Origin of the sequence: Micromonospora sp. U56, assembly GCF_018070095.1 — a bacterium.
Taxonomy (GTDB): domain Bacteria; phylum Actinomycetota; class Actinomycetes; order Mycobacteriales; family Micromonosporaceae; genus Micromonospora; species Micromonospora purpureochromogenes.
On the sequence record NZ_JAGPYL010000003.1, the window covers coordinates 97873 to 119287 of the forward strand.

16 protein-coding genes, 1 pseudogene and 2 riboswitches are annotated in these 21415 nt (G+C 74.1%); of the genes and pseudogenes, 10 read left to right on the forward strand and 7 right to left on the reverse strand.

Going from position 1 to position 21415, the window contains the following annotated elements:
- Nucleotides 1-3: 3 nt before the first annotated feature.
- Entirely contained in the window at nt 4-2394 is a 2391-nt protein-coding gene (locus KBX37_RS02730) for a DNRLRE domain-containing protein (protein ID WP_210774257.1), read from the reverse strand.
- 377 nt (nt 2395-2771) lie between these two features.
- On the opposite strand from KBX37_RS02730, the gene KBX37_RS02735 reads away from it, so the two are divergent.
- The gene (locus tag KBX37_RS02735) at nt 2772-5753 is read left to right on the forward strand and encodes a BTAD domain-containing putative transcriptional regulator (protein ID WP_210774259.1); all 2982 of its coding nucleotides are present in this window, start codon (nt 2772-2774) and stop codon (nt 5751-5753) included.
- Between the two features lie 35 nt (nt 5754-5788).
- The gene (locus KBX37_RS02740) at nt 5789-7198 is read left to right on the forward strand and encodes a class II fumarate hydratase (protein WP_210774261.1); all 1410 of its coding nucleotides are present in this window, start codon (nt 5789-5791) and stop codon (nt 7196-7198) included.
- A gap of 109 nt (nt 7199-7307) precedes the next feature.
- Here the strand turns inward: KBX37_RS02740 and KBX37_RS34120 are convergent.
- Nucleotides 7308-7553 (reverse strand): annotated as a pseudogene (locus KBX37_RS34120) (hypothetical protein); the annotation flags it as partial.
- 408 nt (nt 7554-7961) lie between these two features.
- Here KBX37_RS34120 and KBX37_RS02745 point away from each other — a divergent pair.
- The 4 genes from KBX37_RS02745 to KBX37_RS02760 are packed head-to-tail and all read left to right on the forward strand — an operon-like array spanning nt 7962 to nt 10449.
- Nucleotides 7962-8381 (forward strand): TadE/TadG family type IV pilus assembly protein, encoded by a 420-nt coding sequence (locus tag KBX37_RS02745; protein WP_210774263.1) that lies wholly within the window; start codon nt 7962-7964, stop codon nt 8379-8381.
- Entirely contained in the window at nt 8378-8854 is a 477-nt protein-coding gene (locus KBX37_RS02750; protein ID WP_210774265.1) for a TadE/TadG family type IV pilus assembly protein, read from the forward strand. Before KBX37_RS02745 ends, KBX37_RS02750 begins: the two co-directional genes overlap by 4 nt.
- Complete coding sequence (locus KBX37_RS02755; protein WP_210774267.1) at nt 8851-9270, forward strand: hypothetical protein; 420 nt, start codon at nt 8851-8853, stop codon at nt 9268-9270. The genes KBX37_RS02750 and KBX37_RS02755 overlap by 4 nt, the downstream gene beginning before the upstream one ends.
- A gap of 15 nt (nt 9271-9285) precedes the next feature.
- Nucleotides 9286-10449 (forward strand): LysM peptidoglycan-binding domain-containing protein, encoded by a 1164-nt coding sequence (locus KBX37_RS02760; RefSeq protein ID WP_210774269.1) that lies wholly within the window; start codon nt 9286-9288, stop codon nt 10447-10449.
- A gap of 235 nt (nt 10450-10684) precedes the next feature.
- Here KBX37_RS02760 and KBX37_RS02765 read toward each other — a convergent pair whose 3' ends face one another.
- From KBX37_RS02765 to KBX37_RS02775, 3 genes are all read right to left on the reverse strand, one after another.
- Complete coding sequence (locus KBX37_RS02765; RefSeq protein WP_247656909.1) at nt 10685-11524, reverse strand: Rieske 2Fe-2S domain-containing protein; 840 nt, start codon at nt 11522-11524, stop codon at nt 10685-10687.
- Nucleotides 11525-11606: 82 nt separating this feature from the next.
- Nucleotides 11607-12713, reverse strand: coding sequence for a hypothetical protein (locus tag KBX37_RS02770; protein WP_210774272.1), 1107 nt, complete (start codon nt 12711-12713; stop codon nt 11607-11609).
- Nucleotides 12713-13228: a SigE family RNA polymerase sigma factor gene (locus KBX37_RS02775; RefSeq protein ID WP_210774273.1), complete on the reverse strand. Its 516-nt coding sequence runs from the start codon at nt 13226-13228 to the stop codon at nt 12713-12715. Before KBX37_RS02775 ends, KBX37_RS02770 begins: the two co-directional genes overlap by 1 nt.
- Nucleotides 13229-13438: 210 nt before the next feature.
- Nucleotides 13439-13585, forward strand: a riboswitch (cobalamin riboswitch).
- 154 nt (nt 13586-13739) lie between these two features.
- Here KBX37_RS02775 and KBX37_RS02780 point away from each other — a divergent pair.
- From KBX37_RS02780 to KBX37_RS02790, 3 genes are read left to right on the forward strand one after another with little or no spacing between them, the layout of a single operon-like run.
- Nucleotides 13740-16100, forward strand: a complete 2361-nt coding sequence (locus KBX37_RS02780) for a ribonucleoside-diphosphate reductase subunit alpha (protein WP_374103636.1) — start codon at nt 13740-13742, stop codon at nt 16098-16100.
- A 2-nt stretch (nt 16101-16102) separates the two neighbouring features.
- Complete coding sequence (locus KBX37_RS02785) at nt 16103-17098, forward strand: ribonucleotide-diphosphate reductase subunit beta (RefSeq protein WP_210774419.1); 996 nt, start codon at nt 16103-16105, stop codon at nt 17096-17098.
- Between the two features lie 13 nt (nt 17099-17111).
- Complete coding sequence (locus KBX37_RS02790; RefSeq protein WP_210774278.1) at nt 17112-18182, forward strand: DNA glycosylase AlkZ-like family protein; 1071 nt, start codon at nt 17112-17114, stop codon at nt 18180-18182.
- A gap of 60 nt (nt 18183-18242) precedes the next feature.
- On the opposite strand, the gene bluB is transcribed toward KBX37_RS02790, so the two are convergent.
- On the reverse strand, nt 18243-18869 hold the full coding sequence (gene bluB, locus KBX37_RS02795; protein WP_210774280.1) for a 5,6-dimethylbenzimidazole synthase: 627 nt from the start codon (nt 18867-18869) through the stop codon (nt 18243-18245).
- A 34-nt stretch (nt 18870-18903) separates the two neighbouring features.
- A riboswitch (cobalamin riboswitch) is annotated at nt 18904-19102 on the reverse strand.
- A 73-nt stretch (nt 19103-19175) separates the two neighbouring features.
- On the opposite strand from bluB, the gene KBX37_RS02800 reads away from it, so the two are divergent.
- Nucleotides 19176-19937 (forward strand): crotonase/enoyl-CoA hydratase family protein, encoded by a 762-nt coding sequence (locus KBX37_RS02800; RefSeq protein ID WP_210774283.1) that lies wholly within the window; start codon nt 19176-19178, stop codon nt 19935-19937.
- On the opposite strand, the gene KBX37_RS02805 is transcribed toward KBX37_RS02800, so the two are convergent.
- The gene (locus KBX37_RS02805) at nt 19930-21414 is read right to left on the reverse strand and encodes an NAD(P)/FAD-dependent oxidoreductase (protein WP_210774285.1); all 1485 of its coding nucleotides are present in this window, start codon (nt 21412-21414) and stop codon (nt 19930-19932) included. The genes KBX37_RS02800 and KBX37_RS02805 overlap by 8 nt on opposite strands.
- Nucleotide 21415 lies beyond the last annotated feature (1 nt).

Genomic DNA, 21415 nt, shown 5'->3' on the forward strand with positions numbered 1-21415 from the left:
CGATCAGCTCGGGTAGGTCACGTAGAAGTAGTAGTAGTCCTCCCCGGAGGTGATGCCCGAGTCGGTCCGGCTGGAGAGGAAGAGGAAGTTGCCGCCCCCCTCGGTGGGGGTGAGGGTGATGGTGGCGGTGCCGTCCGGGCCGGCCGGCACGGTCTTCTCCTCGGTCCCGAACCGGTAGACGAACTCCGTGGTGCCCGGCATGGTGGCGGTCAGCGTGAAGCTGCCGGCGATCCCCGGGCCGCCGCCTTCGCCGGCGGCCGGATACTCCGCACTGGTCACCGTCGGGGCCAGCTTGCCGAGGATGAAGGGGTACTCAGTCTCGTCGGAGACGATGTCGCCTACCTTCTCGCGGACCGTGAGCCTTACCCAACCGCTGCTGTCGGCCGGGTACGACCGCGGCGTCCAGTTGATCGTCGCGGTGCCGTCGGCCGCCGCGGCCACCGTCTGCGGGCCGTCCCCGAAGTCGTAGACGTAACCGGTGACGCCCTCGTGAGCGGGGCGGAAGGTGAAGGCGCCGGTCACGCCCGGGCCGCCCGCCTCGCGGTACATCGGATAGTCGGCCGAGCCGACCTCGGGGGCGTGCGAGACGATGCCGAAGTACCCGGAGGTGATCTCGGACTCGGTCCCGTCGGCGGTCCGGCTGAACACCTCGATCCACTGGAAGCCCGCCCAGGTCGGGGTGTACGTGACGCTGGCCGTGCCGTCCTGCTTCGCGGCCACGGTCTGCTGCTCGCCGCCGTTGACCGACCAGACGTACTCGGTCACGCCCGGCATGCCCGGCGCGAAGGTGAACGAGCCCGTCGTGCCGGCGAGCGGGCCGTCGCCGCCGTCCAGCGGAAAGTCCGGCGAGGAGATGACCGGGGCGTTCGCCAGGTAGAAGCGGTACTCGGCGGTGCCGCTGGGCAGGTCGTCCGAGGTTCGGCTCGTGACGGTGACCGTGTTGAGTCCACCCGTGCGCGGGGTGATCGTCACCTTGGCGGTGCCGTCGCCGGCGGCCGGCACGGTCGCCGGCTCGCCGCCGTTGAGCCGCCAGGTGTACTCGATGACGTTCTCCATGACCGGTGCGAGGGTCAGCTCGCGGGGCTCACCGAAGGCGCCGGTCGGGTTCCCGTCCGTGATCCGTGGGGCGGTGTCCTGCACCCGGAACTCGTAGCTGGTCTGCGGGGAGCGGTTGCCGGTCCGGTCCACCGCCTGGACGTACAGCTGGTTGAAGCCGTACATGGTCGGCGTGACCGAGATGGTCGCCGTGCCGGCCGCGTCGGCGCTCACGTACGTGATCGCGCCGGAGAGGCCGTACCGGAAGCCGGCGAGGTCGTCGGCACCCGGCGCGGTGAGGGTGAACCGGCCGGGGATGCCGGGGCCACCGTGCGGGTTCCAGCCGGACGGGTAGTCGGTGGAGGACACCGTGGGCGCCGGCGGGACCTTCGTGTCCACGGTGAACCGGCACTCCGGTGACCAGGGCGAGGTGTCGGCGTACTGGTCGGTGGCGCGGACGCTGAAGGCGTACCTGCCGCCGTGCACCATCACCCCGTCCGGCACGGTGTACTGGAACCGGGACCCGGAGGGCAGCGCGTAGGTGAACTCCAACTCGGTCCGCTCGGTGGGCCGGTCCACCGGCCACCAGGCGAAGGTGGCCTTGAGTGGGTCGCCGCCGCCGGTCTCGTTCACGTCCGGGTCGGTCACCACGGCCTGGAGTTCCGGCCGGGTGGTGCCGATGAACATGTCGTCGCGGCAGGCGACGCCGCCGGCGGCGAGATTGGTGGGGATGTTCGGCGCGGTGTTGTGCTCCAGCGAGACACCGAGGGTCGTTACCCGCCGGCCCCAGAGGACGCCGTCCTCGTGCTCGCCGATGCGGAGCATGAGGGTGAGCTTGTCCTGCTTCGCCGCGACCGCCTTGCTCACCGCGTCAGTGATCGCGGTCGACAGGTAGCTGGCGGGGCAGGCCGGGCCGGACACCGTGAGGTCGGCGAGCTTCTCGACCGCCGTGGGCGCGTTCTTCCAGGTAGGGGCGGTGGTCGGGTTCTCGGTCCGCCAGAGCTGGAGTTCGCGCGGCTTGTCGCAGTTGGTCACCGACCGCTCGCCGGTGACCGCCCGGGCGCTGATGATCCGCTGCCCGTGGTAGTCGCTGAGGTCGAAGGTGAAGTACGCCCGGGACGTGTGCTTGTCACCCGCGGTGCCCTGCCAGGTGCCGACCGGCAGGCTGCCGTCCTCGGCGGGGAATGAGCGGGTGGGCTGGGCGTTGTCGGTCCAGGCCACCTCCATGGGCTGGACGTAGTTCTGCAGGGCCGACGCCGGCTGGCCGGTGACCGCCAGGGCGCCCGTGGTGGTGAGCAGGGCCGCGAGGCCTGCCGTGAGGAACCGGCGCGGTACGCGTCGGCGGCGTGCGGTCGGCACGCCGGTGGAACCGCCGTTTTCGGACAAGGTGGAAGCCTCCGGTGGGAGTGAGAGGATCGTGATGATCTTAAGTGCGTGAGTGGGCTGGCGCGCCCGACTTTCGGCCGGACGCCGGCGCTTCGCGGACGCCGGGGGAGGTGGGCGGCGGGACGCCGGACGTCCCTGCTCGCCTGCCGCACATCGACATCGGTGCGCCCAACCGGGTGTTCACCGGCCGGGCGCACCGCCCCCGTCGGATGTCGTCACCGACAACCCACGAAGAGTCTCGGCTCCGCCACTGTCGTTCCGCTATCGGATCGCTATCGCCTCGAAGGGGCGAGCCGGCACCGGCGGGCTACGCTGCGGGAAGTTGCACCACGGCGCGCGGGGGGGAGCGGATGCGGTTCGGGATCCTGGGACCTCTGCGGGTCGGCGGCGGCGAGGCCACCGTCACCGCAGGTCGGGACCGGGTCGTGCTCGCCATGCTGCTGCTGCGTGCCGGTCGGGTCGTACCGGTGGAGGAACTGGTCGACGCGGTCTGGGAGGAACGCCCGCCGGCCACCGCCAAGGCCCAGCTGCACAGTTGCGTCTCGCGGCTGCGCCAGCGGCTCGCCGCGCTCGGCCTGCCGGCCGACGTGATCGTCACCGACCCGGTCGGCTACGGCGTCCGCGTCGAACCGGCCGACCTGGACTTCGAGGTCTTCGCCCGTACGGTCGAGGCCGCCCGCGCCGCAGTGGCGGCCGGGCAGCCGGCCGAGGCGCGCCGGCACTACCGGCAGGCGCTCGGGTTGTGGCGCGGGCCGGCGTTGAGCGGCATCCGGAGCCGGGCCGTGCGCCGGCGGGCGCAGACCCTCGACGAGCAGCGGCTCGCCGCCCTGGAGGAGTGCGTCGACGTCGAGCTGCGGCTGCGGCAGGCCGCCGACCTGGTCGACGAGCTGGCCGAGAGCGTCGACCGGCACCCGCTGCGGGAACGGCTGCGCGGCCAGCTGATGCTCGCCCTCTCCGCGATGGGACGGCAGGCCGACGCCCTCGCGGTCTACCGGGAGGGCCGGCGGATCTACGCCGAGGAGCTGGGCATCGAACCCGGCGCGGCGTTGCAGGAGCTGCACCAGCGGGTGCTCGCCGGCGACCTGGCGCTGGGCGGGCCGGAGAACCGGCCGGTGGCCCCCGTCCGGTCGTTGCCCCGGGCGATCAGCGACTTCACCGGCCGGCAGCAGACGATGGCCCGCCTGGTGAAGGAGATCGAGGAGGAGGGTGCCCGGATCCAGCTGATCGACGGGATGGCCGGCAGCGGCAAGACCACCCTGGCGGTGCACGTCGCGGCCGCCCTGGCGGACCGCTACCCGGACGCGCACCTCTTCGTGGACCTGCACGGGCACAGCGAACGGACCCCGCTGACGCCCGCCGCCGCGGTGGCCACGCTGCTGCGCCAGCTCGGGGTGCCGGCGGAACGGGTCCCGCTGGACCTGGACGACCGGCTCGCGGTGTGGCGCAGCGAGCTGGCCGGCCGGCAGGCCCTGGTGGTGCTGGACAACGCCGCCGGTGCCGACCAGGTGGCGCCGCTGCTGCCCACCGGCCCGGACTGCCTGGTGCTGATCACCAGCCGCCGCCGGCTGGTCGGCCTGGACGAGGGACGGCCCTCGTCCCTGCCGGTCCTCGACCCGGACGAGGGCATCGAACTGCTCGGCCGGGTGGCCGGCCAGGAGCGGGTGGCCGCCGAACCGCAGGCGGCGGCCGAGGTGGTGCGCCGCTGCGGATACCTGCCGCTGGCGATCCGGCTGGCCGGCGCGCGGTTGGCGCACCGGCCCCGCTGGCGGGTCGCCGACCTGGCCGAGCGGCTGGTCACCGGGGGCGGCCCGCTGGCCGAGCTGGCCGCCGGGCATCGCTCGGTGGGGCAGGCGTTCGCCCTGTCGTACGCCCAGGTGTCGCCGGCGGCCCAGCGGTTGTTCCGGCTGCTCGGCCTGCACCCCGGCGTACGGTTCGACAACCGGGTCGCCGCCGCCCTCGCCGAGCTGCCGCTGCCCGAGACGCAGGACCTGCTCGACGAGCTGGTCGACTCGCACCTGGCCGAGGAGGTGGAGCCGGGCCGGTACCGGCTGCACGACCTGATCCGCGAGTACGCCCGGCTGCTGCTCGCCGAGACGGACCGGGCCGTCGAGCGCCGGGAGGCCCTCGCCCGCCTGCTCGATCACCACCTGCACGTGGCGGTGGCGATCGCGTGGACGGTGGAGGCGGCCGGCAGCCGCCCCACCCTGCCGGCCGTCACGCCGACCCGGCCCGATCTGGTGGCCGCCTGCGCGGCAGGGGGGCGGGCCTGGTTCGAGGAGAACCTGGCCGCGCTCACCGCCCTGGTCCGGCTGGCCGAGGAGGAGGGCTTCCCGGCGCGGTGCTGGCAGCTGGCCCGGGCCTGCTGGCGGCCGAACTTCGACGGCGGGCACCTCGACGAGCTGATCGAGACCCACACGATCGGCCTCCGGGTCGCCGAGCACCTCGGCGACGAGGTGGCCATCGCCATGATGTTGAACTACCTCTCCTCGGCGTACTACCGCCTGGCCCGTTTCCCCGAGGCGATCCGGTTGATGGAGGTGGCGCTGGACCTGCGCCGCCGGCTCGGGCTGCGCGGCGAGGTGCTCAGCACGCTGTGGAACCTCGGCGCCTCGTACGCGGGCAACGGTGAGTACCGGCAGGGCAAGGCGAAGTTCGACGAGGCACTCGCCCTGATCACCGGCCTGAACGACGCGGCCGAGCTGACGAACCTGCAGAACAACCTCTGCCTGGCCCTGCTCGGCTGGGGCCGGTACGAGGAGGCGCTGCACACCGCCCGGCTGCACCTCCTACTGGCCCGCCAGACGCAGGACATCCGGCAGACCTCGCACGCCGTCGGGCATCTCGGCATGATCCGGCACCGGATGGGCGACCTGGCACCCGCCCGCCGACTCCTGCGGGTCGCGCTGCACCTCAAGCGCCAGACCGGCAACCGGTACGGCGAGGGGGAGGTGCGCAACGAGATCGGCGTGATGGAGCGGGAGGCCGGGCGGCCGGAGCGGGCCGCGGCCCTGCACCGGGAGGCGCTGGTGGCGATGATGGAGGTGGGCGACCGGATCGGCCAGTGCGCGTCGCGCAACCTGCTGGCCCGGGCGATCCTCGACCAGGGCGACGTCTCCAGCGCGCTGGACCTGCACCGCCGGGTGCTCACCGACGCCACCCGGCTGGGTGCCCGCTACGAGCAGGCGCGGGCGCTCGACGGCATCGCGCGCTGCCTGCGGGCCACCGACCCGGCCGCCGCCCGCTCGCACTGGATGCGGGCGCTGGCGCTGTTCCGCCAGGTCGAGTCGCCGGACCAGCACGAGGTCGGCCGGCTGCTGGCGGAGCTGGACTGAGCGATCATCTGCGAGTCGGCGGTGGGCGCGGCAGGATGGTACGCGTGACGACTCCAGAGGCAGCGGGTTACCGGATCGAACGCGACTCGATGGGCGAGGTGGAGGTGCCCGCCGAGGCGCTGTGGCGGGCGCAGACCCAGCGCGCGGTGCAGAACTTCCCGATCTCGGGGCGCGGGATCGAGCCGGCCCAGATCAAGGCCCTGGCCCAGATCAAGGGTGCCGCCGCGCAGGTCAACGGGGAGCTGGGCGTGATCGGCGCGGACGTGGCCGCCGCGATCGCCGCCGCCGCCGCGCACGTGGCCGACGGCGGGTACGACGACCAGTTCCCGATCGACGTGTTCCAGACCGGCTCGGGCACGTCGTCCAACATGAACACCAACGAGGTGATCGCCACCCTGGCCGGCCGCGAGCTGGGCCGGGACGTGCACCCGAACGACGACGTCAACGCCTCGCAGTCCAGCAACGACGTCTTCCCGTCCTCCATCCACCTGGCCGCCACCCAGGCCGTGGTCGAGGACCTGCTGCCCGCGTTGAAGCATCTGGCCGGTGCGCTGGAGGAGAAGGCGGCGGAGTTCGAGACGGTGGTCAAGGCGGGCCGTACGCACCTGATGGACGCCACGCCGGTCACCCTCGGGCAGGAGTTCGGCGGGTACGCCGCGCAGGTCCGCTACGGCGTGGAACGGCTGGAGGGGGCGCTGCCCCGGCTGGCCGAGCTGCCGCTGGGCGGCACCGCCGTGGGCACCGGCATCAACACCCCGCTCGGCTTCGCCGCGAAGGTGATCGAGAAGCTGCGCGCCTCCACCGGCCTGCCGCTGACCGAGGCGCGCAACCACTTCGAGGCGCAGGGCGCCCGGGACGCGCTGGTGGAGACCTCCGGGCAACTGCGTACCGTCGCCGTCGGGCTCTACAAGATGGCCAACGACATTCGCTGGATGGGCTCCGGCCCCCGCGCCGGCCTGCGCGAGCTGCGCATCCCCGACCTCCAGCCCGGCTCGTCGATCATGCCCGGCAAGGTGAACCCGGTGGTCGCCGAGGCGATGCGGCAGGTCTGCGCGCAGGTGATCGGCAACGACGCGACGGTCGCCTTCGCCGGCTCGCAGGGCGACTTCGAGCTGAACGTGATGCTCCCGGTGATGGGCCGCAACCTGCTGGAGTCGATCCGGCTGCTGGCCGCGTCGAGCCGGCTCTTCGCCGACCGGCTGGTGGTCGGCCTGGTCGCGGACGCCGAGGTCTGCCTGGCGTACGCGGAGGGGTCGCCGTCGATCGTCACCCCGCTCAACCGCCACCTCGGGTACGACGAGGCCGCCTCGATCGCCAAGGAGGCGCTGGCGAAGCAGATCTCGATCCGCGAGGTGGTGATCGCACGGGGCCACGTGGACTCCGGCAAGCTCAGCGAGACCCAGCTCGACGAGGCCCTCGACCTCCTCCGCATGACCCACCCCTGACGCCCGATCGCGGCCCCGTTTGCGGTGTGTTGCGATGTCCGGGCGGTGGGACACCGCGACACGCCGCAAAACGGAGTGGATCATCGTTCTTCCGGCGTCGCCTGGCACGGGGGACCCAGGCGAGGAACCGCCCGAAGAGGGTCGCCGGGTCCGGTCCGTCGTGCGGGTGGAGTCGGTACAGGTCAGCGGCCGCGTCGTGCAGCACCGCGCAGAGGTGGACGCTGAGCCCGACCCGGTCGTGGGCGTACTCGGCGATGAGGGCGAGCCGGGCCGTCGCGCAGGGCCACGGCGCGGCGCAGGTCCGGCAGATCCAGAGCGGACGCAGCGGCAGATGCGGGTGGGCCGCGCTCACCACGGGCCGTGGCCGGGCCGCCCGGACGACCCCGGGGTGTGCCGCCGGGACGACGCGGAGATGTGCCGCCGGGACGACGTTGGCGTGAGCCGGCCGGCCGGGTCCGGTGCCGGCCCCTCCGTCGGCAGAGGCGTGCGCGAGGACCAGGGTTGCCAGGCGGACCGGGGCATGTGGACTCCCTACGAGGCTGAAACGGCTGCGTCGTCTCCCCCGGTCGGGGGGCCCCCCCCGCCCGGGCCGGGGGGGGGGCCGGGCCGTCCGCACCCCGGACCGGCGACCCGGACCGCGCGCGCCGTCCCGGCCCCGGACACCGCCGGGCCGGGCTACACGATTCGATCCGGCCACGCCGCAGAGTCTGACCAGGCCACCCGGCCCGGCCGGGCCGGCCGGAACGGCGCGGCCGGTCGGGCCGTGCCGCTCGCCGTGCGGGCCGTGCGGCGACGCCTCGCCGCCGGGGGTACGGACCGGGGCGCGAACCCGGTCGAGCTGGCCGTCGTGATGCCGGCGGTGCTGGTGCTGCTCTTCGCCTCGGTCCAGGTGGCCGCCTGGTTCGTCGCCCGGTCCACCGCGCTGAACGCCGCGCAGAGCGGGGTGAACGCGCAGCGGGTGCTCCAGGCGCCGGACGGGGCGGGCGAGGCCCGGGCCACCCGGTTCCTCGGCGCGGCCGGTGACTGGCTCGTCGGCTGGGACAGCCCGGGGCCGACCTGCGTCACCGGGGCCACCGAGGTCACCTGCACGGTCACCGGCCGGTCCCTGTCGGTCATCCCGGGCGTCAGCTTCCGGGTCCGGCAGACCGCGCACGGCACCGTCGAGCGCTGGACGAACCCGTGAGCGCCGCCGCGGACGGCCGCGCCCGGGGCTCGGTCTCCATCGAGGTGGCCGTGCTCGCCCCGGCGTTCATCGCGCTGATCGTGCTGGCCGGGGTCACCGGGCGCACCGCGATCGCCGACGAGGCGGTGGAGGCGGCCGCGCACGACGCCGCCCGGGCCGCCTCGATCTCCCGGGACGCCGGCACCGCCCGCGACGCGGCCCGCGACGCCGTCCGCCGCCAGCTCGACTGGCGGCGCCTGAACTGCGCCGGCGCGCCCCGGATGACCCTCGGCGGCTCGGTGCGCGGCCGGTCGACCAGCTTCGACGCGGCGTACCGCAGCCCGGCCGGGCAACCGGCGAGCGTGACCGTCTCGGTGACCTGCGTGGTGTCCCACCGCGACCTGCGGCTGCCGGCGCTGCCCGGGATGCCGCTGCGCACCACCGCCTCGGCGACCTTCACCTCCCCGCTGGACCGCTACCGGAGCCGGGGATGACGGGCCGCGACGAGGGACGGGTGAGCCTGTTCCTGGCCGTCGCGATGACCGGCGTGCTCGCGGTCATCGGCGTCGCGTACGACGGCGCCGGCCAGCTCCGGTCGTTGCAACGCGCCGACAACCTCGCCGCCGAGGCGGCCCGCAGCGGCGGCCAGGCCGTCGACCGGGCTCGCGCGATCGAGGGCGGCCCGAAGGAGATCGACGAGGGCGACGCGCGGGCGGCCGTCCGCGACTACCTCTCGGCGGCGGGCGCGACCGGGCACTCGGTGAGCTTCCCCGTGGTCGGCGGCGAGAAGCAGATCCGGGTACGCGTCACCGTCACCTACCGCCGGCACCTGCTCGGCCTTTTCGGCATGGACGACACCGTCACCGTCTCGGGTGAGGCCACTGCGCGGGCGCTCACCGAGGCACCGTAGGAAGGGAAGGCCGCCATGACCGCACCGCGTGGCTCCGCCGTTCGGCGGACCGGCCAGCTGCTCACCGGGTTCGGGTCGCTGGTTGTCCTGGTCGCGCTGCTGGTGGGCGCGCCGGTGGCGCTGCTCGCCCTCGCCGGCAATCCCCTGCCCGACCAGCTACCCACCCTGTCGGCGGTCGGCACGGCGCTGACCAGCCGGGACGACGGTCGGTTGTTCCTGCGGGCGTTGGCCGTGGTCGGCTGGTTCGGCTGGGCGACGTTCGCCTTCTCCGTGCTGGTGGAGCTGGCGGCGCAGACGACGCGGCGGCCGGCGCCCCGGCTGCCCGGGATGAGCCGGCAGCAGCGGGCCGCGGCGGCCCTGGTCGGATCGGTCGCGCTGATCATCGCGGCGAGCCCGGCGGCCAGCGCGGCGGCGGCCATGACGTACCCGGCGACGGCCGGCACCGGGCTCCCGGCGACGGACGCGGCAGTGCCGGCGACGGGCGCGACGCTGGTCCTCGCGGCGCCGCCCGTCGGATCGACGGGGGCGGCTCCGGAGGGCGCCGGCGCCGAGGCTGTCCGGCCACAGCCGGCCCCGCCGGTGTACCGGGTCGCCAAGGGCGACTACCTGGGCGAGGTGGCGGAACGCTACCTGGACGACTTCGACCGCTACCAGGAGCTGGCCCGGCTCAACCGGCTGCCCGACGCCGACCGGATCCGGCCGGGCCAGCTGATCAAGCTGCCGGCGCGGGCGGAGGACGGCGGCGCACGCACGCACGCGACCGGCCGGCTGGTGGCCGGGCAGGCGACGCCCCGTAAGCCGTCGCCGCATCCGCCGGCCGCGTCCCCGGGTTCGCCGAAGGGGTCCCCCGGCGGCATCGGGTCGCCGGTCCCCGACGAGCAGGCCGGGCCGGGTACTCCGGGCGGTCAGGTCGGACCGGGCGGGACCGGCGCGACGCCGGGACAGCCGGTACCCCGGACGATGCCGCCGCAGGCGGAGCGGCCGGCGGGGGCACCCCCGGCGATGGCGGCCGGGGCCTCGCGGGCCACCGACGACGACGGGATGAACCGGCCGCTGGCGGTCTCCGCCGTGCTCGCCGTGGCCAGCATCGTCGGCGCGCAGATCGGCGCGGTGCTCGGGCTGCGCCGCCGCCCGGCCCGGGCCGTCGCGGCCGCCCGCGCTCGCCACCGCCGCGACTGACCAGGGGTACGCGCACCGGGCGCAGGACGAGGCGAGCCGCCGCCCGGCTTGCCCGCCGCCTCGGGCCGCGCCCACCAACAGTGGGCCGGCGTGATCTGCGGCGCTCGCGACTGGAACCGGCAGGTCCCTGGCCCGGCCCACGGTGCCCTGCCGTGCCCGCAATCCCGACGGGCCGACGGGCCGACGGGCCGCCTGGCCCGGGCCAACGCGGCCCGGCCAAGTGCCCGGTGGGAGGTCAGGGCAGCTTGGTCTGGAGGATTCCGTCGACCACCCGGGTCGGCAGGAGCTGCTGGTCGTTCGCGGCGGGGCCGTGCACGACCTCGCCGCCGTTGAGCCGGAACGTCGAGCCGTGCCAGGGGCAGACCACGCAGGCGTGGCCCTCGATCTCCTGCACCTCGCCCTCGCCGAGCGGGCCGCTCTGGTGCGGGCAGCGTTCCAGCATCACAGTGACGTCGTCGCCGTGCCGGTAGAGGATCACCGAGACGTCGTCCACCTCGCGGGTGATCAGCTCGCGCTGCGGAAGCGTCGCCAGGTCGGCGATGGCCTTCCACTCGTCGGTCATCCGGTGCAGCTCGGAGATGCTCTGGTTGACCTGCGCACCCTGCTTGTACGCCAGGTGCCCGCCGATGTACGCCCCGGTGCTGGCCGCGGTCAGCCCCAGGTACGCCAGGGCGCGCCCCATGCCGTGCCGGCCGCGCATCCGGGCGGCAAGCGAACTGGCGTAGAACACCAGCGCGACGGAGTTGGAGGCGGCGTGCACCAGCCCGACGCGGCGCTGGTCCCGGGCCAGGGCGGCCCAGTCGTTCAGCCCGGCGACGGCGGCCGGGAGGGCGCTCACCGTACCCAGCCCGACCAGGGTGGTCGCGGCCCGGCGCTGACCGGGCAGCAGGTCCAGCACGGCGGCGCTGATCCACGCGCCCACCGGCACCTGCACCATCGCCGGGTGCAGCGGATGGCCCAGCCAGACGCCGTGCAGCAGGTCACGGACCCGCTGCCCACGCAGGGTCGACTGGACGGCCCGCTGGAGCCGGTCGCCGACCGGGTCCAGCGCGGCGTTCTGCTCGATCTTGTTCATCAGGGCTCGCACGTTCCCCGACTTCCCGGCAGCTGCGGTCGCAAACCGGGCGGCGGGGACGAATTCCGCTGCCCGGTCGAAATCAGCGCCAGTCGTGGGCCTCCGGGTGGAAGGTGGCGCTGCGGAAGAGGGCGTCCAGGTTGCCGCCGAGCTTGCGCAGGGTGGCCTTGTCGTGCGCGGTCATTTCCACGTACAGACCCTGGACTCCGTAGACCTGGAGGCTCGCGCCGCCGTCCAGGGAGGACGTGCGGCGGGCGGGATGGCCGTCGATGCGGGAGGTGGGATCGCCGATGACCGCACCGTCGCCGGTCACCGACTTGCGGGGCAGCATCAGTACGACCAGCGGCCAGTCCCCGTACTTCGTCCGCTTGCCGGCGCCGTAGGACAGCTCGACGTCCCAACGGTCGTTCGCCCTCCTGGTCACCAGGTACGCCATCGGCTTCAGGCCGGCCGGGGGCGTGGCGAAGCGCACCGGCAGCCGGATCGGCCGGTCCACGGCGTAGCGGAGGTCGAGGGCGATCCGCCGGGTGACGGCGCGCGGGTCGCCGGCACTCTCGGGGATGTGCCGCACAATCACCTCGGCCCAGGCGCCCGGGGCGTATTCCCAGCGCAGCGCGGCGGACCGGGGCTCGGCGGCGGCGGCGTTCGCGTTCCATCGGGCAGCCCGGCCGTTGACCGGCTCGGCCGGCTCCAGGCCCGCGGAGCCCGCCCGGCCGGCGGCCACGGCGAAGTCCCGGTCGATGCCGAGCGTGATGTCCCGGCCGGCAGCAACGAGCCGCAGTTCGGCCGCGGGCGCGTCCTTGACGGGCCGGGGTGACGTCTGCGGCGCCGAGGCGGTCAGCGCGAGCTGGTCGGTCCCGGTCCGGACGGTCCGGTCGGTCATGACGGGAGGCACCCAACCGAACTCGGCGTACTGCCGGGCGGGGTCGAAGGCGGCCGGGGCGGTCGCCGGCATCGCGGCGGTCGGGGACGGCGTGAGCGCGGGGGCGACCGGCGTCGGCCGGTCCGCCCGGCCGACCAGCGCCGGGGCTGCGGCCAGGACCGCGACCACCGCGAGCCCGGCGGTGGCCGTCGCGGCGATCCGCCGCCGCCGCACCTGCCGGCGCCCGTCGCGTACGGCCCGGTGCAGGTCCACGGCGGACGGCGGGAGCGGTACGTCCCGCAGCGGCGCCAGCAGCTTCTCCTCCATCACTTCCCCTCTCCGGTGATCGCGTAGGCGCCCGTGCCGAGCAGCCGGCGCAGGCTGGCCAGGCCGTGCGAGGTCTGGCTCTTGACCGTGCCGGCGGTGCAGCCCTGGGTGGCGGCCACCTCGTCCACCGGCCGGTCGTGCAGGAAGCGGAGCACCAGCACGGCTCGCTGCCGGGGCGGCACCTGGGCGAGCGCGGCGTGCAGCAGCTCCCGGTCCTCCACCGCGTCGCCGGTCGGGGCGGGCGCCGGCTCGGGTGGCGTGTCGACCAGGCGGACCCGGGACCAGAGCCGGCGCTTCTCGTCGAGGAAGACCCGGACCAGCACGGTACGCGCGTACGCGTCGACGTTGTCCGCCTCGCGGGCCCGCCGCCAGCCGACGTAGAGCCGGGTGACGGCGGTCTGGACCAGATCGTCGCCACGGTGCGCGTCCCCGGTCAGGTGGCAGGCGATCCGGCGCAGCGCCGGCAGCCGCGACGTGACGTACTCGACGTACTCCTGTTCCAGGTCCGCCCGCATCCACCCACCCCGTCCATGAACATTCACCCCGCTGACGGGGTCGGGCACCGTCCAGGTTGTACGCGGCGCAGATTTTCCCGCCGACGCGACACGCCCACAGCATATGGTGTGTTGGCTTTTTGCGACCCACTACATCTAGGATCACTTTTACTGCTGGTGCGACCCCCCCAAGGGTCCGCCAGGCGTCGACGTCGGCCAGGCGTCGCGCCGAACAGGGAACCCGGTGCGAATCCGGGACTGCCCCGCAGCGGTGAGCGGGAACGACCGCCGTCACGAGCACTGGGCCCGACGGGGCCCGGGAAGCGACGGCCAGTAGGCGAACGCGCCGGACGCGTCTGCCCGCGAGTCCGAAGACCTGCCAGTAGGGCGTGCCCACCGGGCACGCGGACCACCTCGGGGCCTCGTGGGAGGGCCGTCGAGCCGTACGGAGCACCGCCGGCACACCGACCGGTGGCGATCCGGCGTGCCGTCGTGCCCTCCCGCGGTCCACACCGACCACCCAGGAGAGCACGTGACGGCGTCATCCACCATCGCCCCACCCCCGGTCGGGGCACTGCGGGACCTGCTGCACCGACACCATCACGACCTGCCCGACACCGACCCGGAGCGGATCCTCGCCCTGGTCTCCTCGGGGCGCACCGCCGGCGCGGACACCGACGAGCTGACCCGGCTGGCCATCGCGGCGGCGGCCGGGCTCACCGCCGAGGAGCCCGGGTACGCCCGGCTGGCCGCCCGCCTGCTCGCCGGGCGGATCGCCGACGAGACCACCGGCCAGGGCATCGACAGCTTCAGCGACAGTGTCGCCGCCGCGTACGCCGAGGGCCTGCTGGACCCGGGCTTCGCCGGCTTCGTCGCGACGCACGCCGCCACCCTCGACGCCCTGGTCGACCGCGCCGGCGACGACGCCTTCGAATACTTCGGACTGCGCACCCTGCACGACCGCTACCTGCTGCGCCACCCGCGCAGCCGGGCGGTGCTGGAACGGCCGCAGCACTTCTGGCTGCGGGTCGCCACCGGCCTGTCGGACACGGTGGAGCAGGCCGGCGAGCTGTACCGGCTGATGTCCCGGCTGGCCTACCTGCCCAGCTCGCCGACGCTGTTCAACGCCGGCGCCCGGCACCAGCAGCTCTCCTCCTGCTTCCTGGTCGACTCGCCCCGGGACGAGCTGGACTCGATCTACGACCGCTACACGCAGGTGGCGAGGCTGTCCAAGTTCGCCGGTGGGATCGGCATCTCGTGGTCCCGGGTGCGCTCGCGGGGGTCGCTGATCCGGGGCACCAACGGCCGCTCCAACGGCATCGTGCCCTGGCTGCGCACCCTCGACGCCAGCGTCGCGGCGGTCAACCAGGGCGGCCGGCGCAAGGGCGCGGCCTGCGTCTACCTGGACACCTGGCACGCCGACATCGAGGAGTTTCTGGAGCTGAAGGACAACACCGGCGACGAGGCCCGGCGTACGCACAACCTGAACCTGGCCAACTGGGTGCCGGACGAGTTCATGCGCCGGGTCGAGGCGGACGCCGACTGGTCGCTGTTCGACCCGAAGGAGGTGCCGGAGCTGGTCGACCTGTGGGGCGCGGAGTTCGACACCGCGTACCGGGCGGCGGAGGCCGCCGGCAAGGCGGTCCGGACGCTGCCGGCCCGCACCCTGTACGGCCGGATGATGCGCACCCTGGCGCAGACCGGCAACGGCTGGATGACGTTCAAGGACGCGGCGAACCGCACCTGCAACCAGGTCGGCGCGGGTGGCGGCGTGGTGCACCACTCCAACCTCTGCACCGAGATCCTGGAGGTGACCAGCGACGACGAGACGGCCGTCTGCACGCTCGGCTCGGTCAACCTGGCCGCCCACCTGGTCGACGGTGGCGTGGACTTCGCCACGCTCGCCACGACGGTCCGGCTGGCCGTCGGGGCGCTGGACCGGGCGATCGACCGGAACTGGTTCCCCACCGAGCAGGCGGCCACCGCGCACCGCCGGTGGCGGCCGCTGGGGCTGGGCGTGATGGGGCTGGCCGACGTCTTCGCCGCGCTGCGGCTGCCGTTCGACTCGCCGGAGGCGTTGGCGCTGTCCACCCGGATCGCCGAGGAGGTCGCCCTGGCCGCGTACGACGCCTCCGCCGACCTGGCGGCGGAGCGCGGCGCGCATCCGGCGTACCCGCTGACCCGGGCGGCCGGCGGGGTGCTGCACCCGGACCACTGGGCGGACGCCCGGCCCACCAGGCCGCAGGCGTGGGCGGCGCTGCGGGAGAAGGTGGCCCGGCACGGGCTGCGCAACTCGCTGCTGGTGGCGATCGCGCCGACGGCCACCATCGCCTCGATCGCCGGCTGCGCCGAGTGCGTCGAGCCGCTGGTCTCCAACGTCTTCAAGCGGGAGACCCTCTCCGGGGAGTTCCTCCAGGTCAACCGGCATCTGGTCGCCGACCTGAAGCGGCTGGGCCGGTGGACCCCGCAGACCCGGGACGCGATCAAGCGGGCGGACGGCTCGGTGCAGGAACTGGACCTGCCGCCGGAGCTGAAGGCGCTGCACCGCACCGCCTGGGAGCTGCCGCAGAAGGCGCTGATCGACCTGGCCGCCGCCCGCGCCCCGTACGTGGACCAGTCACAGTCGCTCAACCTGTTCCAGGCCAGCCCGACCATCGGCCGGCTCTCCTCGATGTACGCGTACGCCTGGCGGGCCGGGCTGAAGACCACCTACTACCTGCGGTCCCGTCCGGCGACCCGGATCGCGCAGACCACGGTCGCCGCCGCGCCGGCCGCCGCACCCGTGCCCTCGCCACGACCGGCGGCGCCGGCCCTGCTCACCTTGTCCGTCGGCGAGAGCGACGCGGTCGCCTGCTCGCTGGAGAACCCCGAGATCTGCGAGGCCTGCCAGTGACGATGCTGCTCGACCCCGGCATGGACCTGACCCTGCGACCGATGCGCTACCCGGACTTCTACGAGCGGTTCCGGGCCGCCATCCGCAACACCTGGACGGTGGAGGAGGTGGACCTGGCCTCCGACGTACCCGATCTGACGACGCTCTCCGCCGGCGAGCGGCACCTGGTCCACCGCCTGGTGGCGTTCTTCGCCACCGGCGACTCGATCGTGGCGAACAACCTGGTGCTCAACCTCTACCAGCACGTCAACGCGCCCGAGGCCCGCCTCTACCTCTCCCGCCAGCTCTACGAGGAGGCGGTGCACGTCCAGTTCTACCTGACGCTGCTCGACACCTACCTGCCCGACCACGACGAGCGGGTGAAGGCGTTCGCCGCGGTCGAGCACATCCCGTCGATCCGCGACAAGGCCGAGTTCTGCTTCCGCTGGATCGACTCGATCGGCAGCCTGCACCGGCTGGAGAGCCGGGCGGACCGGCGGGCGTTCCTGCTCAACCTGATCTGCTTCGCGGCCTGCGTGGAGGGGCTGTTCTTCTACGGCGCCTTCGCCTACGTCTACTGGCTGCGCTCGCGCGGGCTGCTCTCGGGGCTGGCCACCGGCACCAACTGGGTGTTCCGCGACGAGTCGATGCACATGGAGTTCGCCTTCTCGGTGGTCGACACCGTCCGCGCCGAGGAGCCGTCGCTGTTCGACGAGGCGATGGCGGATGAGGTGCGGACCATGCTGGACGAGGCGGTGACGGCCGAGCTGGCCTTCGCCCGGGACCTCTGCGGGGACGGCCTGCCGGGCATGAACACCGCCGACATGCGCCGCTACCTGGAGTACGTGGCGGACGCCCGGCTCGCCCGGCTCGGCCTGCCGCCCGCGTACGGGTCGACGAACCCGTTCCCGTTCATGGAGTTGCAGGACGTGCAGGAGCTGACCAACTTCTTCGAGCGGCGGGTGTCCGCGTACCAGGTGGCGGTCGGCGGTGAGGTCAGCCTGGACGACGAGTTCTGAGTAGCCTCGCCTGATGCGGTTTCATCGAATCGATCGTCGTGAGGCCCGGCGCATCGCCGTCCGGGCCCAGCTGCTCGACGCGCACCGGCCGACGGACCTCTTGACGGTCCTGGACCGGTTGTCGTTCCTGCAGTTGGACCCGACGGCGGCGGTGGCGCCCAGCGCCGACCTGGTGGCGTGGACCCGGCTCGGCGCCGGGTACGCGCCGGCCCACCTGCGGCAGGCGGTGGAGCGTGACCGCACCGCGTTCGAGCAGTTCCAGCACCTGGCGATGGTGCGACCAATGGCGGACCTCGGGCTCCACCTCGCCGAGATGGCCACGTGTCCGGAGGATCCGCGGCGGCGCGCCTGGCTGAAAGCCAACGACTCCTTCCGCCGCGACGTGCTCGATCTGCTGCGCGCCTCCGGCCCGCTGCTGTCCCGCGAGGTGCCGGACACCAGCGTGGCGCCCTGGCCGTCGACCGGCTGGACGAACAACCGCAACGTCACACAGATGCTGGAGCTCCTCGCCGCCCGCGGCGAGATCGCCATCGCCGACCGGGTCGGCCGGCAACGTCGGTGGGACCTGGCCGAGCGGGTCTACCCGGCCGGCACGCTGGCCGTCCCGGCCGACGAGGCCCGGCGGATGCGCGACGAGCGGCGGTTGCGCTCGCTGGGCATCGCGCGGGCGTCGGTCGTCGGGGAGGCCGGTGAGCCGGCGCAGGTCGAGGGCACCTCCGGCAGCTGGCGGGTCGACCCGGCGGCCCTCGGCCAGCCGTTCGCCGGCCGTACCGCGCTGCTGTCGCCCTTCGACCGGCTGGTCCACGACCGGAAGCGGGCCCGGGAGCTCTTCCACTTCGAGTACGTCCTGGAGATGTACCTGCCGAAGGCGAAGCGCCGCTGGGGCTACTTCGCGCTGCCCGTGCTGCACCACGACCGGCTCGTCGGCAAGGTGGACGCCACGGCCGACCACCGGTCCGGGGTCCTGCGGGTGCACGCCATCCACCAGGACGTCCCGTTCGACCCCGCCGTCACCGCGGCGGTGGACGCCGAGCTGGCGGCGCTGGCCTCCTGGCTCGGCCTGTCCACGGTCAGCGTGGCGTGAAGAGTTGTCGTCGCTGGGACGACCACAACTCTTCACACAGTTCGCAACCGCGGCGACGGGTCAGTGGCCGCCCGTCCAGCGGTCGGTGTGCAGGGCCTCGGCCAGCGGGCGCTTCTGCCGCCAGCCGTGCCGGGCCAGGTCGGGCACCTGTTCCAGGTGCGTCACCGGCCCGACGCAGAGCCAGGCCACCGGCCGGATGCCGGTGGGAATGCCCAGCAGGTCGGCCAGGAACGGCTCCCGGTAGAAGGAGACCCAGCCGACGCCGAGGCCCTCGGCGGTGGCGGCCAGCCAGAGATTCTGGATGGCCAGGCAGACCGAGTAGAGGCCGGCGTCGGCGATGGCGTGCCGGCCCAGCACGGCCGGGCCGCCCCGCGACGGGTCGTAGGTCACCACGATCGACAGGGTCGACTCCAGCACACCGTCGATCTTGATGCGGGCGAACCGTGCCGCCGCCTCGTCGGAGAGGGTGGCCGCGAAGGTGTCCCGTTCCGTCCGGACGTGCTCGTGGAAGCGGCGGCGCAGCCCGGCGTCCCGGACCAGGACGAAGTCCCACGGCTGTGAGTAGCCGACGCTGGGCGCGGCGTGCGCGGCGTCGAGGACGCGGTGCAGGGTGTCGTCCGGCACCGGCGCCCCGGTGAACTCGGCCCGGACGTCCCGGCGACGGTGGATGGCGGTGTAGAGGTCCACGGCAGGCTCCCGCTGCGCAAGGCCCACCCGGACGGGTGGGCGGTCGACGCGAGGCCGGTCTTCGGACTCCCGGATCGACGCCTGGCCGCCCGCCTTCCCAGCCGTACGGCCAGTGGCTGCGCTCTCGCGCGTGGACGGTGGCTCCCCGGTCACCGCGGCGGGCCCGTGCCGGATTTGCACCGGCTTCCCGATTCTCCCCGCGCACGCGGGGCACCTCGCATGATCGTTGCCGTCCGCGATGCTAGCGGCCCATCGGGCGCCGGCACGCCCTGGCGTGCCGGCGCCGCCGGGCGGCATGCTGTGCCGATGGCCGTACACGTCACGCACGACGGACCGGTGACCACGGTGATCCTCGACCGGGCGGCGTCGCGCAACGCCGTCGACGGTCCCACCGCGCGGGCGCTCGCCGACGCGTTCCGCGCCTTCGAGGCCGACCCGCAGGCCCGGGTCGCGGTGCTCTGGGGCGCCGGCGGCACGTTCTGCTCCGGCGCCGACCTTAAGGCGATCGGTACGCCCAGCGGCAACCGGGTCGAGTCGGACGGCGACGGCCCGATGGGTCCGACCCGGATGTCGCTGTCCAAGCCGGTCGTCGCCGCGATCTCCGGGTACGCCGTGGCGGGCGGCCTGGAGCTGGCGCTCTGGTGCGACCTGCGGGTCGCCGAGTCCGACGCGGTGCTCGGGGTGTTCTGCCGGCGCTGGGGCGTACCGCTGATCGACGGCGGGACGGTCCGGCTGCCGAGGTTGATCGGGGAGAGCCGGGCGATGGACCTGATCCTCACCGGCCGCCCGGTGCCCGCCGAGGAGGCGTACGCGATGGGGTTGGTCAACCGGTTGGTCCCGCCGGGTGAGGCGCGGGCGGAGGCCGAGCGGTTGGCCGCCGAGATCGCCCGACACCCGCAGACCTGCCTGCGCAACGACCGCGCGTCGGTGCTCGCCACCGCCGGCCTGACCGAGCCGGAGGCGCTCGCCACCGAGCTGGCGTACGGCGTGCGGTCGCTGGCCACGGACGCGGCGGCCGGCGCGGCCCGGTTCGCCGCCGGCGCCGGCCGCCACGGCACCGTCAGCTGAGGTCGCGCAGGGCGTCCTCGATCGCCCGGTGGAACGTCGGGTACGCGTAGATCATGTGTCGGAGGTGGCTCAACGGCACCGCCGCGTGCACCGCCACCACCAGCGCCGACAGCACCTCGCCGCCAGCCGGGCCGACGGAGGTCGCGCCGACCAGCACGCCCTGGTCGGCGTCCGCGACGAGCTTGATGAAGCCGTCGTTGCCGGCCTTGTGGATCCAACCCCGGGCGGAAGACGACAGCTGGGCGATGCCGACCTGCACGTTGATGCCGCGCTGGCGGGCCTGGTGCTCGGTGAGGCCGACCGCACCGACCTCCGGATCGGTGAAGGTGACCCGGGGCAGCGCCCGGTAGTCGGCGCGGGGCGGGGTACCGGCGGCACCGCTCGGGCCGGTCGCGGTCATCGCGCCGCCGACGGCGCTGGCCGCGCCCATCGCACCGCCCACCACGCTGGCCGTCCCGCTCGGGTCGGGGCCGCTGTCGGCGTGCCGGGTGCGGTCCAGCACGTCGGCGATGACGATCGCCGCCTGGTACATCGCGATGTGGGTGAAGGCCCCCTCACCGGTGACGTCGCCGACCGCCCAGACACCGTCGGTCACCCGCATCTGCCCGTCGACCGGCAGGTAGCGCTGCCCGGGGTCCACGCCGATCGTGTCCAGGCCCAGTTCGTCCAGGTGCGCCCGGCGCCCGGTGACCACCAGCAGCCGCTCCGCGTGGAACGCGTCGTCGCCGGCGTGCACGGTGAAGGTGGCACCGTCGTGGCTGACCCGGTCCGCCTTGACGCCGGTGCGGATCTCCACCCCGTCGGCGCGCAGCGCCTTCTCGGCCACCTCGGAGGACTCGGGCTCCTCGACCGCGAGGACCCGGTCCGCCGCCTCGACCACCGTCACCCGTACGCCGAACCGGGCGAACACCTGCGCCAGCTCCAGCCCGATCGCGCCGCCGCCGAGCACCAGCAGCGACTCGGGCAGCTCCTCGACCTCGATCGCCTGGTGGTTCGTCCAGTACGGCGTGTCGGCCAGCCCGTCGATCGGCGGCACGGAGGGCCGGGTGCCGGTGCCGAACACGATCCCGTGCCGGGCCCGGATGACCTGGTCGCCGACGCGTACCCGGCCGGGGCCGTCGAGCCGGGCGCTGCCCCGCAGGAACCGCCCACCTTTGCCGGTGAACCGGTCGACCGCCACCGTGTCGTCCCAGGTGTCGGTGGCCTCCTCGCGGATCCGCTTGGCCACCGGCGCCCAGTCCGGCTGGACCTGGGCCGAACCGGCCAGCTCGTTGACCCGCCGCGCCTCGGCGAGCGCGTTCGCCGCCCTGATCATCATCTTGCTGGGGATGCACCCCCAGTACGGGCACTCCCCGCCGACCAGGTCCCGTTCGATGCCGACGACGCTCAGGCCGGCCTCGGCGAGCCGCCCGGCCACCTCCTCGCCGCCGACGCCCAACCCGACCACGACCACGTCCACCACTTCCGGCTCCGCCATG